The organism is Klebsiella ornithinolytica (genome assembly GCF_030505655.1).
In the GTDB taxonomy this organism is placed as follows: Bacteria; Pseudomonadota; Gammaproteobacteria; order Enterobacterales; family Enterobacteriaceae; genus Klebsiella; species Klebsiella ornithinolytica.
Genome location: NZ_CP130153.1, coordinates 29,482 through 44,430 on the forward strand (window position 1 = coordinate 29,482; position 14,949 = coordinate 44,430).

At 55.1% G+C, this 14,949-nt stretch carries 13 protein-coding genes and 1 pseudogene; 10 read left to right on the forward strand and 4 right to left on the reverse strand.

The window, feature by feature from the left end; all coding sequences use genetic code 11:
* Nucleotides 1–61 precede the first annotated feature (61 nt).
* Together Q1L34_RS00135 and tisB are read right to left on the reverse strand one after the other, a co-directional pair.
* Nucleotides 62–508 carry a GNAT family N-acetyltransferase gene (locus tag Q1L34_RS00135; protein ID WP_004869119.1) on the reverse strand — a complete coding sequence of 149 codons (447 nt, stop codon included), beginning with the start codon at nucleotides 506–508 and terminating at the stop codon, nucleotides 62–64.
* A 90-nt stretch (nucleotides 509–598) separates the two neighbouring features.
* Nucleotides 599–713, reverse strand: a pseudogene (gene tisB, locus Q1L34_RS00140) (type I toxin-antitoxin system toxin TisB); the annotation flags it as partial.
* A 549-nt stretch (nucleotides 714–1,262) separates the two neighbouring features.
* Between tisB and ivbL the strand changes: the two are divergent.
* The 3 genes from ivbL to ilvN all read left to right on the forward strand — a co-directional run bounded on the left by ivbL (nucleotide 1,263) and on the right by ilvN (nucleotide 3,442).
* The gene (ivbL, locus tag Q1L34_RS00145; protein WP_004869113.1) at nucleotides 1,263–1,358 is read left to right on the forward strand and encodes an ilvB operon leader peptide IvbL; all 96 of its coding nucleotides are present in this window, start codon (nucleotides 1,263–1,265) and stop codon (nucleotides 1,356–1,358) included.
* Nucleotides 1,359–1,459: 101 nt separating this feature from the next.
* The gene (gene ilvB / locus Q1L34_RS00150; protein ID WP_004869111.1) at nucleotides 1,460–3,148 is read left to right on the forward strand and encodes an acetolactate synthase large subunit; all 1,689 of its coding nucleotides are present in this window, start codon (nucleotides 1,460–1,462) and stop codon (nucleotides 3,146–3,148) included.
* Between the two features lie 3 nt (nucleotides 3,149–3,151).
* Nucleotides 3,152–3,442, forward strand: a complete 291-nt coding sequence (gene ilvN, locus Q1L34_RS00155) for an acetolactate synthase small subunit (protein ID WP_004869110.1) — start codon at nucleotides 3,152–3,154, stop codon at nucleotides 3,440–3,442.
* Nucleotides 3,443–3,590: 148 nt separating this feature from the next.
* On the opposite strand, the gene Q1L34_RS00160 is transcribed toward ilvN, so the two are convergent.
* Entirely contained in the window at nucleotides 3,591–4,382 is a 792-nt protein-coding gene (locus Q1L34_RS00160; RefSeq protein WP_327204328.1) for a DeoR family transcriptional regulator, read from the reverse strand.
* Nucleotides 4,383–4,718: 336 nt separating this feature from the next.
* On the opposite strand from Q1L34_RS00160, the gene rbsK reads away from it, so the two are divergent.
* The 7 genes from rbsK (at nucleotide 4,719) to uhpT (ending at nucleotide 13,054) form a co-directional block, all read left to right on the forward strand.
* Nucleotides 4,719–5,639, forward strand: coding sequence for a ribokinase (rbsK, locus tag Q1L34_RS00165; RefSeq protein ID WP_004869105.1), 921 nt, complete (start codon nucleotides 4,719–4,721; stop codon nucleotides 5,637–5,639).
* Nucleotides 5,640–5,666: 27 nt separating this feature from the next.
* Entirely contained in the window at nucleotides 5,667–6,983 is a 1,317-nt protein-coding gene (gene fucP, locus Q1L34_RS00170) for an L-fucose:H+ symporter permease (RefSeq protein ID WP_004869104.1), read from the forward strand.
* Between the two features lie 11 nt (nucleotides 6,984–6,994).
* Nucleotides 6,995–8,008, forward strand: a complete 1,014-nt coding sequence (locus tag Q1L34_RS00175) for an aldose 1-epimerase family protein (RefSeq protein ID WP_004869102.1) — start codon at nucleotides 6,995–6,997, stop codon at nucleotides 8,006–8,008.
* Between the two features lie 82 nt (nucleotides 8,009–8,090).
* Nucleotides 8,091–8,684, forward strand: a complete 594-nt coding sequence (uhpA, locus tag Q1L34_RS00180; protein WP_004869100.1) for a response regulator transcription factor UhpA — start codon at nucleotides 8,091–8,093, stop codon at nucleotides 8,682–8,684.
* Between the two features lie 17 nt (nucleotides 8,685–8,701).
* On the forward strand, nucleotides 8,702–10,183 hold the full coding sequence (uhpB, locus tag Q1L34_RS00185; protein WP_162098188.1) for a signal transduction histidine-protein kinase/phosphatase UhpB: 1,482 nt from the start codon (nucleotides 8,702–8,704) through the stop codon (nucleotides 10,181–10,183).
* A gap of 9 nt (nucleotides 10,184–10,192) precedes the next feature.
* Complete coding sequence (locus Q1L34_RS00190; RefSeq protein WP_004869097.1) at nucleotides 10,193–11,521, forward strand: MFS transporter; 1,329 nt, start codon at nucleotides 10,193–10,195, stop codon at nucleotides 11,519–11,521.
* 141 nt (nucleotides 11,522–11,662) lie between these two features.
* Entirely contained in the window at nucleotides 11,663–13,054 is a 1,392-nt protein-coding gene (gene uhpT / locus Q1L34_RS00195; RefSeq protein WP_004869094.1) for a hexose-6-phosphate:phosphate antiporter UhpT, read from the forward strand.
* A 48-nt stretch (nucleotides 13,055–13,102) separates the two neighbouring features.
* Here the strand turns inward: uhpT and Q1L34_RS00200 are convergent, their stop codons facing one another.
* Entirely contained in the window at nucleotides 13,103–14,941 is a 1,839-nt protein-coding gene (locus Q1L34_RS00200) for an ATP phosphoribosyltransferase regulatory subunit (protein WP_004869092.1), read from the reverse strand.
* Nucleotides 14,942–14,949: the final 8 nt, after the last annotated feature.

The window sequence follows — 14,949 nt, forward strand, 5'->3', positions numbered from 1 at the left end:
TGCGGGTGAGTGGCCGGGTCCTGGAACTGTAACACGGGCGTTTTCACCCGGCCAGCCGCGCTTAAAGCGAACAGAACAGGCGATGAGTGACCCGCGGCTCATCATAAACCGGGCGAAATCCAAGCGATTCATAAAACGGCCACGCCGACGGCGGCGCATGAGTGTTGAGAAAATCAAACCAGGTGCCGGAGTGGGTGATGACGGCCACCAGCAGCTGCTGGCCAATTTTCCGCCGACGAAAGGCGTCGCTGATGTATAAATGGCGGATGCGTCCGGTTCGCAGCTGCGGGCTGAAGGGGTCAACATTCAGCCCGCAAACTCCCACCAGCTGACCGCCGACAAAGGCGCCCAGCAGTTTTTCACCTGGCGCACTGAAGCGGTTTTTCCCGCTTTGCCAGTTCTCCGCCAGGCGGCGCAGCATATTGAAATGTTGGGCGAGGCTTTCACTGCGCAAAGCAAGAAACCCGGGGTCGTCGGGCGTGGTGGCGGCAATCAACAGCGGTGGCATGATTTTCTCCAGCAAGTCAGCATAAGGTTAATGGGAACCGCCTGTAGAGGGGCGGTTTCCCGCCCCTCTCAGGTGCGACTTGAACCTGAATCAGCGCAGCTGTTTCAGGACAGCATCAAGCAGTTGCAACACGGCAACCATGAGTTTCAGGATAAGAACAACAATATCCACGGCACCCATACGCGTCTCCTCTGGTACAGGAGCACGACCGGCTGGCGTACCTTTCCGCCGCCTGTTGCCAGCCAGGGTATACGCCGTCTGCCGGGACACGTTACCGTGACCAGAAGACATTAGCGTATTTGTTGACGTAACACAGTGTGCTCTCTCGGGGTTAAGGCGCTGACGGCACCACCCGTTTCAGCCAGGACTTTATTGCGCCGGTGATACATGCGGCCCCGAATGACACAACGTGAACGTTTTCAGTATAAACAAATACTGTATGTATAAACAGTATTTTCTCGACAAAATTGCGCTCGCCATCCATACTCTACTTTGGCAAAAACCGGGGTGAAAATTGCGTGAACGTCTGCGCGCGCGTATACTTTCAGCGTTGACGTAATACAGTGTACTTGCGGTTACCAGCCGTAAACATACTGAGAAAAACCTCGCTCCGGCGGGGTTTTTTGTTTTTTTCGACCGGTTAGAAATTGTGATCCTTCACACAAATCCTCGTGGATGAAAATAAATCCGTTGTTTAATGGCGGCGGCTGTGTTTGTATAAATTCAGTTAAATTTTCGACACAACAGGTCCCTAATGAACGCTTCCATTCTGACTTCGACTCTACTAAAAACCGCGCCTGCCGCGGTGGTCGTCGTGCGTGTGGTGGTCGTCGTCGGCAATGCGCCGTAGGGTCCGGAACAACACGATTCCAAACCCCGCCGGCGCAAACCGAGCGGGGTTTTTTTTCGACACTCGCCCGGTAAGTCGGCTCAAAATAAAAGGACTGGAGCATGGCAAGTTCGGGCACAACATCAGAAAAAATGCGCTTTACCGGCGCACAGTTAGTTATTCATTTACTGGAACGCCAGGGGATTACGACCGTTGCAGGCATCCCGGGCGGCTCTATCCTTCCCATCTATGACGCATTAAGCCAAAGCACGCAGATTCGCCACGTTCTGGCGCGTCACGAACAGGGCGCGGGCTTTATCGCTCAGGGGATGGCGCGTACAGAGGGCAAACCGGCGGTCTGTATGGCCTGTAGCGGCCCGGGCGCCACCAACCTGATCACCGCCATCGCCGATGCGCGTCTGGACTCGATTCCGTTGGTGTGCATTACCGGCCAGGTTCCGGCATCGATGATTGGGACCGATGCGTTCCAGGAAGTCGACACCTACGGTATCTCTATCCCCATCACCAAACATAACTACCTGGTCCGCGATATTGCTGAACTGCCGCAGGTGATGAGCGACGCCTTTCGCATCGCCCAGTCCGGCCGCCCGGGTCCGGTGTGGATAGATATTCCTAAGGATGTGCAGACGGCGACCATCGAGCTGGAGGTGTTACCGGAGCCGGGTGCGCGCACCGCACCGCCGACATTTGACAGCGCCAGCGTCCACGACGCGGCAGCCATGATCAATGCGGCTAAGCGCCCGGTACTTTATCTGGGCGGCGGCGTGATTAACGCGCCTGAGCAGGTGCGTGCGCTGGCGGAAAAAGCGAACCTGCCTACCACGATGACCCTGATGGCGCTGGGGATGCTGCCGAAGGCGCATCCGCTGTCGCTGGGCATGCTGGGCATGCACGGCGCACGTAGCACTAACTTTATTCTGCAAGAAGCGGATTTACTGATTGTTTTAGGTGCGCGTTTTGATGACCGGGCGATTGGTAAAACCGAGCAGTTCTGCCCGAACGCGAAAATTATTCACGTCGATATCGACCGTTCCGAACTGGGTAAAATCAAGCAGCCGCACGTGGCGATTCAAGGGGATGTGGCCGACGTTCTGGCGCAGCTGACGCCGCAGGTCGCCGCCCAGCCGCGCGACGAGTGGCGCCAGCTGGTGGCGGACCTGCAGCGTGAGTTTCCTTCCCCGATTCCGCAGGAGAGCGACCCGCTCACGCATTATGGCCTGATCAACGCCGTTGCCGCCTGCGTTAACGATGAAGCGATCGTCACCACTGACGTTGGTCAACATCAGATGTGGGTTGCGCAGGCTTATCCGCTGAATCGCCCGCGCCAATGGCTGACTTCCGGTGGGCTGGGAACCATGGGATTCGGTCTGCCGGCAGCGGTCGGTGCGGCGCTGGCGAATCCACAGCGCAAAGTCATCTGCTTCTCCGGCGACGGCAGCCTGATGATGAACATTCAGGAGATGGCCACCGCGGCTGAAAACCAGCTGGATGTGAAAATCATCCTGATGAATAACGAAGCGCTGGGGCTGGTCTATCAGCAACAGAGCCTGTTCTATCAGCAGGGGGTATTTGCTGCGACCTATCCCGGAATGATTAATTTTATGCAGATTGCCGCTGGCTTTGGTCTGCAAACCTGCGATTTAAATCACGAAGCCGACCCGCAGGCAGCGCTGCAGGCGATCATCGATCGTCCCGGTCCGGCGCTGATTCATGTGCGTATTGATGCGGAAGAAAAAGTGTATCCGATGGTTCCGCCGGGAGCGGCAAATACAGAAATGGTGGGGGAATAAACCATGCAACAGCAGACTCATGACAACGTTATTCTGGAACTCACCGTCCGCAACCATCCGGGAGTGATGACCCACGTCTGTGGCCTGTTTGCCCGCCGCGCGTTCAACGTGGAAGGTATTCTCTGTTTACCGATTCAGAACAGCAACCACAGCCGCATCTGGCTCCTGGTGAATGATGACCAGCGGCTGGGGCAGATGATCAGTCAGATTGAAAAACTGGAGGACGTAGAGAAGGTGGCGCGTAACCAGTCCGATCCTTCCATGTTTAATAAAATTGCCGTCTTCTTTGAGTAAGAGCCTGGCCCGGCAGGCTATTTGATGTGCCACTCTGGCCCTGGGCAGTGCGCCAAATCATCACGTACTGCGTGTACGCTCTGGTTTTTCCGCGCTGTCCGTGTCCAGACTGGCTGCAACAATCTACGTCTGGTGGGATGGCGCTAAGTTATTCGCTTTCAGAGTCCGGCGTGATGACTTTTACCGACCCGTTCCGGCAGTGCGTGGCATAGTCTGCCGGTAACGGACGATCGCTGATCAGCACATCAAATGCTGGCAGCGGCGCAATACTGGCAGGCGCAACATCGTCGAACAGCGCATAGCGCGCGAGCAGGATTTTTCGCAGGCCGCGATCCATCGCTTTACGTTTCGTGGCGAGGTCGTCGGGGTTAAACCAGCTGACGCCAAAATGTTCGTGAACGCCGCTGGTGGAGATAAACACTTTCCGCGGATTGAGTGAATCCAGCGCCGAGGGGTTGCCGGTATCGTAGAAGGCATCGCTCTTCGCCCGATAGGTGCCGCCGCATAAGATGGCGGTGGCGTTGGGCTTTTCATTTAAGGCCATAAACACCCGATGTGAATAGCAAATGCCGGTAAAGGTAATGTCATCGGGGATCATATTGATGACCAGCGGCATTTCGCTGCCGTTATCAAAAAAGACCAGGTCGTTTTCGCTGACCAGGCCGGCGGCGAGGATGGCAATGGGCAGATCGTCGCGATGATGGGCCGGTTTTGTCGCCAGCGCTGGCGTAACGGAAGGCGATGAGGGTTTGTTGACCATCACCACGTAGCCGCCTAGCAGCGTGAGCGGCAGCGGTTCGTCGTTTTCCTGGCTGAGATCCCGGCGAATCGTCATCACAGAGACCTCCAGCATACGCGCGGCGTCTTTAAGATGGATTCGGTCGGTTTTCTTCAGCAGTTCCATCAGACGACGTATACGTTCTTTTTGCTTGGTCTCCATTCACACTCTCCGCAATTCATTTGGCAAATGTTCCTTTGGTAACATTTTTGTCCCTGCTGAAACATTATGCATTCACATTACTATACTGCGGCCCCTTGCGAATTAAAAGTCCGTTCGATCTCGTTTTTGTCAAAATAATCTGTTTATTTTCAGTTTGTTATATTGTGTTTTTTGATTTTTATTTTTCTTCCTCTCTCGATTGCCCACATTTTTCTGGATGATAAATAAACACGGAATGATACTGCAATCGCGATCATGGTCACAAATGGTACTAAAGTAACATGATAATGTTACGATAATATCATTGTTGTGTGATTGTTTCTGAGAGGTAGTAAAATGGATATCGCGGTTATTGGCTCCAACATGGTGGATCTCATCACCTACACCAACCAGATGCCGAAAGAGGGGGAAACCCTTGAGGCGCCGGCGTTCAAAATTGGCTGCGGCGGAAAAGGGGCCAACCAGGCCGTTGCGGCCGCGAAGCTCAATTCGAAAGTGCTGATGTTGACCAAGGTAGGGGATGACATCTTTGCGGATAACACGATTCGCAATCTTGAGTCCTGGGGCATCAATACCACCTATGTTGAGAAAGTCCCCTGCACCAGCAGCGGCGTGGCGCCGATCTTTGTGAATGCCAACTCCAGCAACAGCATTCTTATTATTAAAGGCGCCAACAAGTTCCTCTCTCCTGAAGATATCGATCGCGCCGCCGAGGATTTAAAAAAATGCCAGCTGATTGTTTTACAGCTTGAGGTTCAGCTGGAAACGGTATACCACGCTATCGAATTTGGTAAAAAGCACGGCATTGAAGTGTTATTAAATCCGGCGCCGGCTCTGCGCGAATTAGATATGTCTTATGCCTGTAAATGTGATTTCTTTGTTCCCAATGAGACCGAGCTGGAAATATTAACCGGCCTGCCTGTTGATACTTACGATAATATTCGTGCCGCCGCCCGGAGCCTCGTTGAAAAAGGTCTCAACAATATTATTGTGACCATGGGTGAGAAAGGCGCGCTGTGGATGACGCGCACTCAGGAAGTGCATGTCCCGGCATTTAAAGTCAGCGCGGTAGATACCAGCGGCGCAGGCGATGCCTTTATCGGTTGCTTTGCTCACTATTACGTCCAGAGCGGAGATGTTGAATCCGCCATGAAAAAAGCCGCTCTCTTTGCCGCCTTCAGCGTCACCGGCAAAGGCACGCAATCGTCTTATCCCAGTATCGAGCAGTTTAATGAATATCTGTCGTTAAACGAATAATCACCCTGCACTGTAAAAGGTAGCACTATGAACGATAAAAACATCATTCAGATGCCTGACGGCTATCTGAACAAAACGCCTCTGTTCCAGTTTATTTTGTTATCCTGCTTATTCCCGTTATGGGGATGTGCTGCGGCCTTAAATGATATTTTAATTACGCAGTTTAAAAGCGTATTTGCATTAAGTAACTTTGCCTCCGCGTTGGTCCAGAGCGCATTTTATGGCGGTTATTTTTTAATTGCGATTCCGGCGTCGTTAGTGATTAAAAACACCAGCTATAAGGTCGCTATTCTCACGGGGCTGACGCTTTATATCGTCGGCTGTACGCTCTTTTTCCCGGCTTCGCACATGGCAACCTACACCATGTTCCTGGCCGCGATTTTCGCGATCGCCATCGGCCTGAGCTTTCTCGAGACGGCAGCGAACACCTACAGTTCGATGATCGGCCCGAAAAGCCATGCCACGCTGCGCCTGAACATCAGCCAGACCTTTTATCCGATTGGCGCGGCAGCCGGTATTTTGCTGGGTAAATATCTGGTCTTTTCCGATGGCGAAAGTCTGGAAAAACAGATGGCCGGGATGAATGCCGAGCAGATTCATAATTTTAAAGTTCTGATGCTGGAAAACACCCTTGAGCCTTACAAGTACATGATCATGGTACTGGTGGTGGTTATGGTGCTGTTCCTGCTGACGCGCTTCCCGACCTGTAAAGTTGCGCAGACGGCGAACCATAAACGCCCGTCGGCAGCCGACACGCTGCGCTACCTGGCCACCAACGCACGTTTTCGTCGCGGAATTGCCGCCCAGTTCCTGTATGTCGGTATGCAGGTCACCGTCTGGTCGTTCACCATTCGCCTTGCGCTGGAACTGGGTGATATCAACGAGCGCGATGCCTCAACGTTTATGGTCTATAGCTTTGCCTGCTTCTTTATTGGCAAGTTTATCGCCAACATTTTAATGACCCGCTTCACGCCGGAAAAAGTGCTGATTCTCTACTCGGTTATCGGCGCACTGTTCCTTGCGTACGTGGCGCTGGCGCCGAGCTTTAGCGCGGTCTACGTGGCGGTGCTGGTGAGCGTGCTGTTCGGGCCGTGCTGGGCAACCATCTATGCCGGTACGCTTGATACGGTGGATAACGAACATACTGAAATGGCCGGTGCGGTGATTGTGATGGCGATTATTGGTGCCGCCGTCGTCCCAGCGATTCAGGGCTTCGTGGCGGATATGTTCCACTCGCTGCAGGTCTCTTTCCTGGTACCGATGCTGTGCTTCATCTACGTCGGCGTCTATTTCTGGCGTGAATGCAAAGTCCGCCGTGCGCTGACTGAAGCGACGGCATCCTGAGGAGAACGATCATGACGACACGCTTACCTTTATGGCGCCAGCTCTTTAGCGAGCAACCGCGCACGCTGCTGGCGAATGATGACTTCACGGTAACGGCTTTTCGCTATGCCAGCGGCGTAGAGGGGCTGCGGGTGGAAAATGCGCGCGGCTATCTGGTGATTTTGCCCTGGCTTGGGCAAATGATCTGGGATGCCGAGTTTGACGGCCACGATCTGACCATGCGTAATATGTTCAGCGAACCGAAGCCGGCAGCGGAGGTGGTGGCCACCTATGGCTGTTTTGCTTTCCATTCAGGACTGTTGGCGAACGGCTGTCCGTCGCCGCAGGATACCCACCCGCTGCATGGTGAAATGGCCTGCGCGGCCATGGATGAAGCCTGGCTTGAACTGGAGGCCGACTGCCTGCGCGTGGCGGGGCGCTACGAATACGTGATGGGCTTTGGTCATCACTATGAGGCGCGGCCGACGGTGGCCTTACGGCGAGCCAGCGCGCTGTTTGATATCCAGATGACGGTGACCAATCTTGCCTCTGTCGCCATGCCGCTGCAGTACATGTGCCATATGAACTATGCCTACGTAGCCCAGGCGACCTTCAGCCAGAATATCCCGGATGAAGCGCTCTCGCTGCGCGAGTCGGTACCGGCCCATGTACAGCCGACGGAATCGTGGCTGGCGTTCAATCAGCGTCTCCTGCAAGGCGAGGCCTCGCTGACCACGTTATGTGAGCCGCAATATTACGATCCGGAAATCGTCTTTTTTGCCGATAAGCTGGATCGCTACACCGACAGCCCGGAATTTCGCATGATAGCGCCGGATGGCACCACGTTTGTCACGCGGTTCTCCAGCACTGAGTTCAATTATGTTACCCGCTGGATCCTCTATAACGGCGATCAGCAGGTTGCCGCCTTCGCGCTGCCCGCCACCTGTCGGCCCGAGGGATTCCTCGCGGCTCAGCGTAATGGCAGTCTGATTTCGCTGGCGCCGCAGCAAACCCGGAGCTTCACGGTGACCACCGGTATCGCCTGAGGCGGATAATCCTGCGCAAGGCTTGAACAACAACGTGCTTATCGTTAAGGTAAGCGCGTTTTTTAACCCGCCAGGACACGTCATGACCACCATTGCCCTTATCGACGATCATCTTATCGTCCGCTCCGGATTTGCGCAGCTGCTGGGGCTGGAAGCCGATTTCCAGGTGGTTGCCGAATTCGGTTCCGCCCGCGAAGCCTTGACGGGACTCCCCGGGCGCGGCGTACAGGTCTGTATTTGTGATATCTCGATGCCGGATATGTCAGGACTTGAGCTGCTCAGTCAGCTGCCGAAAGGCATGGCGACCATCATGCTCTCTGTTCACGACAGCCCGGCGCTGGTGGAACAGGCGTTGAATGCCGGCGCCCGCGGTTTTCTCTCCAAACGCTGTAGCCCGGATGAGCTGATCGCCGCGGTCAGAACGGTGGCGGCCGGCGGCTGTTACCTGACGCCGGATATCGCCATGAAGCTGGCGGCAGGCCGCCAGGATCCGCTCACCCGCCGCGAACGGCAGGTGGCGGAAAAGCTGGCGCAGGGGATGGCGGTAAAAGAGATCGCCGCCGAGCTGGCATTATCGCCAAAAACCGTACATGTGCATCGCGCGAATCTGCTGGAAAAGCTGGGCGTCAGCAACGATGTTGAGCTGGCGCGGCGTATGTTCGATAGCTGGCAATGAGACCGTTCCTCTCCCGGCTGCTTTCGGTGGCCGGCTGCTTCTGTATTTTCTCCGCCGCGTGGTTCTGCCTGTGGAGCATCAGCCTGCACCTGGTCGAACGACCGGATCTTGCCGTCCTGCTGTTCCCTTTTGGCCTGCGGCTGGGTTTGATGCTTCAGTGTCCGCGCGGCTACTGGCCGGTGTTACTGGGCGCTGAATGGCTGCTGATCTTCTGGCTGGCGCAGGAAGTGGCGCTGGCGCATCCGATAATATTGATGATCGGTAGTGTGCTGGCGCTGCTGCCGGTGGCGCTCATTTCACGCTATCGTCACCAGCGCGACTGGCTCACATTGCTGCGTCAGGGCGGGGCGCTGATTGCCGCCGCGCTGCTGCAATCGCTGCCGTGGATGAGCGAAGGGAGCGACGGACTGAACGCGCTGCTGCTGACGTTAACCGGCGGCCTGACGCTGGCCCCGACCTGCCTGGTTATCTGGCACTATCTCACCAGCACCGTCTGGCGACCGCTGGGGCCATCGCTGGTTTCACAGCCGATCAACTGGCGAGGGCGGCATCTTATCTGGTATCTGCTGCTGTTTACCGTCAGCCTCTGGCTACAGCTGGGACTGCCCGCCGAACTCTCGCGTTTCACCCCTTTCTGCCTGGCGCTGCCGATTATCGCTTTAGCCTGGCATTACGGCTGGCAGGGGGCGCTGATCGCCGCGCTAATGAACGCTATCGCGTTAATCGCCAGCCAGACCTGGCACGATCACCCGGTGGATTTGCTGCTCTCACTGCTGGCGCAGAGCCTGACCGGGCTGCTGTTGGGCGCCGGTATTCAGCGTCTGCGCGAGCTGAACCAGTCGCTGCAAAGCGAACTGGCGCGCAACCGGCGGTTGGCGGAGCGGCTGCTGGAAACGGAAGAGAGCGTGCGCCGGGACGTCGCGCGCGAACTGCATGATGACATCGGCCAGACGATCACCGCGATTCGCACCCAGGCCGGAATTGTGCAGCGTCTGGCGCCGGAAAACGGCGGCGTGAAACAGAGCGGCCAGCTTATTGAGCAGCTCTCGCTGGGGGTTTACGACTCGGTTCGTCGGCTGCTGGGTCGTCTGCGCCCGCGTCAGCTCGACGATCTGACCCTTGAACAGGCGGTACGTTCGCTGATGCGCGAAATGGAGCTGGAAGATCGCGGGATAGTCAGCCATCTCGACTGGCGCATTGATGAGGCCGCCTTAAGCGAAAACCAGCGCGTGACGCTGTTTCGCGTCTGCCAGGAAGGGCTGAATAACATCGTTAAGCATGCCAGCGCCAGCGCGGTGACGCTGCAGGGCTGGCAGCAGGGTCAGCGGTTGATGCTGGTACTTGAAGATGATGGCTGCGGGCTGCCGCCGGGTACCGGGCAGCAGGGCTTTGGCCTGACCGGCATGCGCGAACGTGTGACGGCGCTGGGCGGCACGCTCACTATCTCCTGCACGCACGGCACCCGGGTCTGCGTCAGCCTGCCGCGCCGTTATGTCTGAGGAGTTATGATGCTGAGCTTTCTGAAATCCCCGCCCGATGCGGCGCCGGTTGCCGATAAACAGGCGCTGGATGAACGCTACCGCTACTGGCGGCGTCATATTCTGATGACCATCTGGCTGGGCTATGCCCTGTTTTATTTCACGCGCAAAAGCTTTAACGCCGCGGTACCGGAAATTCTCGCCAGCAACGTCCTGACCCGCAGCGATATTGGCCTGCTGGCGACGCTGTTTTACATCACCTACGGGCTGTCGAAGTTTTTCTCCGGTATCGTCAGCGACCGTTCCAACGCCCGTTATTTTATGGGGCTGGGCCTTATCGCCACCGGCGTGGTCAATATTCTGTTTGGTTTCTCCACCTCGCTATGGGCGTTCGCTCTGCTGTGGGCGCTGAACGCCTTTTTCCAGGGATGGGGGTCACCGGTGTGCGCCCGTCTGCTGACGGCCTGGTATTCGCGAACCGAGCGCGGCGGCTGGTGGGCATTGTGGAATACCGCGCATAACGTCGGCGGGGCGCTGATTCCGATGGTGGTCGGCGCGGCGGCGCTACACTACGGCTGGCGTACCGGGATGATGATTGCCGGGATGCTGGCGATTCTCGCCGGGCTGTTCCTCTGCTGGCGACTGCGCGACCGGCCGCAGGTCGTGGGGCTGCCAGCGGTGGGGGACTGGCGGCATGACGAGCTGGAGATTGCCCAGCAGCAGGAAGGGGCGGGGCTGACGCGCAAAGAGATCCTCACCAAATACGTGCTGCTGAATCCCTATATCTGGCTGCTGTCGCTGTGCTACGTACTGGTATACGTGGTGCGGGCGGCGATTAACGACTGGGGCAACCTGTATATGTCGGAGACGCTGGGCGTCGACCTGGTGACCGCTAATTCGGCGGTGACGATGTTCGAGCTGGGCGGTTTTATTGGCGCGCTGGTCGCAGGCTGGGGATCGGATAAGCTGTTTAACGGCAACCGTGGACCGATGAACCTGATTTTCGCCGCCGGCATTTTGCTCTCGGTCGGCGGTTTGTGGCTGATGCCTTTTGCCAGCTATGTGATGCAGGCGGCCTGCTTCTTTACCACCGGTTTCTTTGTGTTTGGCCCTCAGATGCTGATTGGCATGGCGGCGGCGGAGTGTTCCCACAAAGAAGCGGCGGGCGCGGCAACCGGGTTTGTCGGACTGTTTGCCTATCTCGGGGCATCGCTTTCCGGCTGGCCGCTGGCGCAGGTAATGGAAATCTGGCACTGGAGCGGCTTTTTCGTGGCGATTGCTATTGCTGCCGGCATTTCTGCGCTGCTGCTGCTGCCGTTTTTAAACGCTCAGGCGCCAAGAACCGCCAGCGAAGCGTGACCTGCCTCTCCTTTTTACCCCGAGTGGGGCAAAACTAAGAAATTTTCCCGGTTCCGCCGGGACACTGTCTCAGGCCAGTCTCCGCGCGGCTTTTTACAATGCCTGCCATTCGCAGGTATAAAAATTAGCCCGGAGTGTCCTATGCTGGCCTTTCTAAACCAGGTGCGCAAGCCGACCCTGGATCTGCCGCTCGATGTGCGGCGTAAAATGTGGTTCAAACCGTTCATGCAGTCCTATCTGGTGGTCTTTATCGGCTACCTGACGATGTATCTGATCCGCAAAAACTTTAACATCGCCCAGAACGACATGATCTCCACCTACGGGTTGAGCATGACCCAGCTGGGGATGATTGGCCTGGGCTTCTCGATCACCTACGGCGTGGGTAAAACGCTGGTGTCCTACTACGCGGACGGGAAAAATACCAAGCAGTTCCTGCCGTTTATGCTGATCCTCTCCGCCATCTGTATGCTCGGCTTTAGCGCCAGTATGGGGGCCGGTTCAACCAGTCTGTTCCTGATGATCGCCTTCTATGCGCTGAGCGGTTTCTTCCAGAGCACCGGCGGTTCGTGTAGCTATTCAACCATTACCAAATGGACGCCACGTCGTAAGCGCGGCACCTTCCTCGGCTTCTGGAATATCTCTCACAACCTTGGCGGCGCGGGCGCTGCGGGCGTGGCGCTGTTCGGCGCGAACTATTTGTTCGACGGCCACGTTATCGGCATGTTCATCTTCCCGTCGATTATTGCGCTGATTGTCGGTTTTATCGGTCTGCGTTTTGGTAGCGACTCTCCGGAATCCTACGGCCTCGGCAATGCCGAAGAGCTGTTCGGCGAAGAGATCAGTGAAGAGGACAAAGAGACGGAAGAGAACGCCATGACCAAATGGCAGATTTTCGTCGAGTATGTCCTGAAAAACAAAGTCATCTGGCTGCTGTGCTTCTCCAACATCTTCCTCTATGTGGTGCGCATCGGTATCGATCAGTGGTCGACGGTCTATGCCTTCCAGGAGCTGAAGCTCTCCAAAGAGGTGGCGATTCAGGGCTTTACCCTGTTTGAAGTGGGCGCGCTGGTCGGAACGCTGCTGTGGGGCTGGCTGTCGGATCTGGCGAACGGCCGTCGTGCGCTGGTGGCCTGTATCGCGCTGGCGTTAATTATCGCAACCCTTGGCGTTTACCAGCATGCCAGCAACCAGTATGTCTATTTGATGTCGCTGTTTGCCTTAGGCTTCCTGGTCTTTGGCCCGCAGCTGCTGATCGGCGTTGCGGCGGTAGGGTTCGTCCCGAAAAAAGCTATCGGTGCGGCGGACGGTATCAAAGGCACCTTTGCTTACCTGATCGGCGACAGCTTTGCCAAACTGGGGCTGGGAATGATTGCCGACGGCACGCCGGTCTTTGGCCTGACCGGCTGGGCGGGTACCTTTGCGGCGCTGGATGCGGCAGCTATCGGCTGTATCTGCCTGATGGCTATCGTCGCGGTCTTTGAAGAACGTAAAATTCGTCGCGAGAAAAAGAAACCCGTTTTGCAGAATGCCTGAGTGATACGTATGGGTAACGTTGCCCGGCATTTATGCCGGGCTTTTTTATTACATCATCAGTGAATGACTCAAATGGGCGACGACATCGTTGAGTGAAATTTGTACCCAATCATGATTTTCTTCGTCGTAAAATGTCACTTCGGTCTCATTGCCATCAATAAGTAAAATAAAGCGCGCGCCCTGACGCTGGGCATTTTTTTGTCTGGTTGCGAGCCGTAAAGAAGAACAATCATTCAGAATGCTTAAATGTGGAAAACTGCGGCGTAAGCGCCGGCTCAGGGTCAATGCCACGCTGCGGGCTCTTTCCTGACATGGAATAATCACCAGATCAATATGCTTGCCGGGTAAGTTAACTTTTTTGGTACTGCTGAGCAGATGCATGATGGGTTCCAGCATAAAAGCAAACCCACAGGCGGACACAGGGTGGCCAATCAGCTGGCTGGCAGTATGATCATAGCGTCCTCCCCGGCATAACAATTGATGGCGATACGGGGCGTCAGAGTGCCACTCAAAAATAAGATCATTGTAGTTATTCACGGGGAAAAGTTTGCGGTCGTGAGTAAACGGGATATGCAAGGCCGTCAGGGTGTCACAGAGCCGGGTGAATCGCTGACGTGAGCGGGCTGATATCCATGACTCTAATTGAGGAGCCGGTTCCGCAAGACGCTGCATTAAACTGTCTTTATCCGTTAATAAACGTTCCGGACGGGTGTTGAGCCAGTTAAGTTGTTGGGCGTTCAACAGGGCGGCGAAAGGACGGTAGTATTGTTGTAGGGCATGACGAAAATGCGCAAACTCTTCCTGATTTCCGGTAGTGTTAACTTTGAGGTCGATGAACGGTAATAACTGAAGAGATTTAAAAAAATCGTACTGCAGGGAAATAAGTTCGATTTCAATGCCAATATCGGAATAGCCGAAGGTCTCAACACCCAGCTGGTGAAACTGGCTAATATTTTGCTGATGCTGACGACGAAACATGGTCCCCTGATACCAGACTCTTGTTTCAGTTTGCAAATTTCGATGCTGTGACAGTAGCCGTAAGCACCCCATGGTGCCATCACCGCGAAGTAATGCCTGATGATTTAATAAAAGCTCGCCGGAGTCAGAACAAAAAGACTGAGTTAAATCTTCCTCAAGTTTTTCCAGCAACGGGGTTCGTATTTCGTGATAACAATACTGGCGCAACAGGTATTCTGCTTTTTTTTCTAGCCACTCCCAGGTTGCCGCGGGATTGTGGTCATGTTTCCTGGGGCGGCCTATTTTCCGCGGACGTAAATTCCGTTGGAGTTTTTCCTCAAGTGATTTAGAGTATGCGGTGGTAGCCAGCAGGCAATTTTGGGTTAATGCAGATTCAATCCGCGTTATTATTGCCGGACTCATGCTGCCGAGGCAAAACTGTTGGTAAATATTGCGACGTTGTAATGCATTTTCACCCAGACGTAAATACTCGTCATGAGGTGTAATTCGTTGCTGCGGCGCATCGGCAGAGCTGTGATGGGAAAACTCATCAGTGCAGTGACATTCAATATATTTTTTAACGAGTAAAAAATACGCATTGGGTTCGACCGGGCTGCAATCGTAACGGCTATCCCACAGCGTGCCATGCCGCTGATGTCGGTGGTTGAAATCATGCGCGTAACCTTTCCCAAGGTGCTGCATGAAACGTCCCAGGCTTTCTTTGTCCGGGGCAGAAAGGAGCAATGTTATTTTTTGCAACGACAATGAATATGCATGTAGTTTTATGCTGTAAATAGCTAATGCATTATCAACGCAATGATAAAGATTGCTAATGTCTTCGTCATCTTTAAATATAACCTCATCATTATGCCCTGACAGTTTTACAAGATGAGGGATGCCATCAATGAATAATCTGTTTTTTCGCGGCATAGTTAAAT

What these genes read in the sequence shown, in the direction of transcription:
- Q1L34_RS00135 (WP_004869119.1), bottom strand. Translation starts at nt 508, where the DNA reads ATGCCACCGCTGTTGATTGCCGCCACCACGCCCGACGACCCCGGGTTT.
- ivbL (WP_004869113.1), top strand. Translation starts at nt 1,263, where the DNA reads ATGAACGCTTCCATTCTGACTTCGACTCTACTAAAAACCGCGCCTGCC.
- ilvB (WP_004869111.1), top strand. Translation starts at nt 1,460, where the DNA reads ATGGCAAGTTCGGGCACAACATCAGAAAAAATGCGCTTTACCGGCGCA.
- ilvN (WP_004869110.1), top strand. Translation starts at nt 3,152, where the DNA reads ATGCAACAGCAGACTCATGACAACGTTATTCTGGAACTCACCGTCCGC.
- Q1L34_RS00160 (WP_327204328.1), bottom strand. Translation starts at nt 4,382, where the DNA reads ATGGAGACCAAGCAAAAAGAACGTATACGTCGTCTGATGGAACTGCTG.
- rbsK (WP_004869105.1), top strand. Translation starts at nt 4,719, where the DNA reads ATGGATATCGCGGTTATTGGCTCCAACATGGTGGATCTCATCACCTAC.
- fucP (WP_004869104.1), top strand. Translation starts at nt 5,667, where the DNA reads ATGAACGATAAAAACATCATTCAGATGCCTGACGGCTATCTGAACAAA.
- Q1L34_RS00175 (WP_004869102.1), top strand. Translation starts at nt 6,995, where the DNA reads ATGACGACACGCTTACCTTTATGGCGCCAGCTCTTTAGCGAGCAACCG.
- uhpA (WP_004869100.1), top strand. Translation starts at nt 8,091, where the DNA reads ATGACCACCATTGCCCTTATCGACGATCATCTTATCGTCCGCTCCGGA.
- Q1L34_RS00190 (WP_004869097.1), top strand. Translation starts at nt 10,193, where the DNA reads ATGCTGAGCTTTCTGAAATCCCCGCCCGATGCGGCGCCGGTTGCCGAT.
- uhpT (WP_004869094.1), top strand. Translation starts at nt 11,663, where the DNA reads ATGCTGGCCTTTCTAAACCAGGTGCGCAAGCCGACCCTGGATCTGCCG.
- Q1L34_RS00200 (WP_004869092.1), bottom strand. Translation starts at nt 14,941, where the DNA reads ATGCCGCGAAAAAACAGATTATTCATTGATGGCATCCCTCATCTTGTA.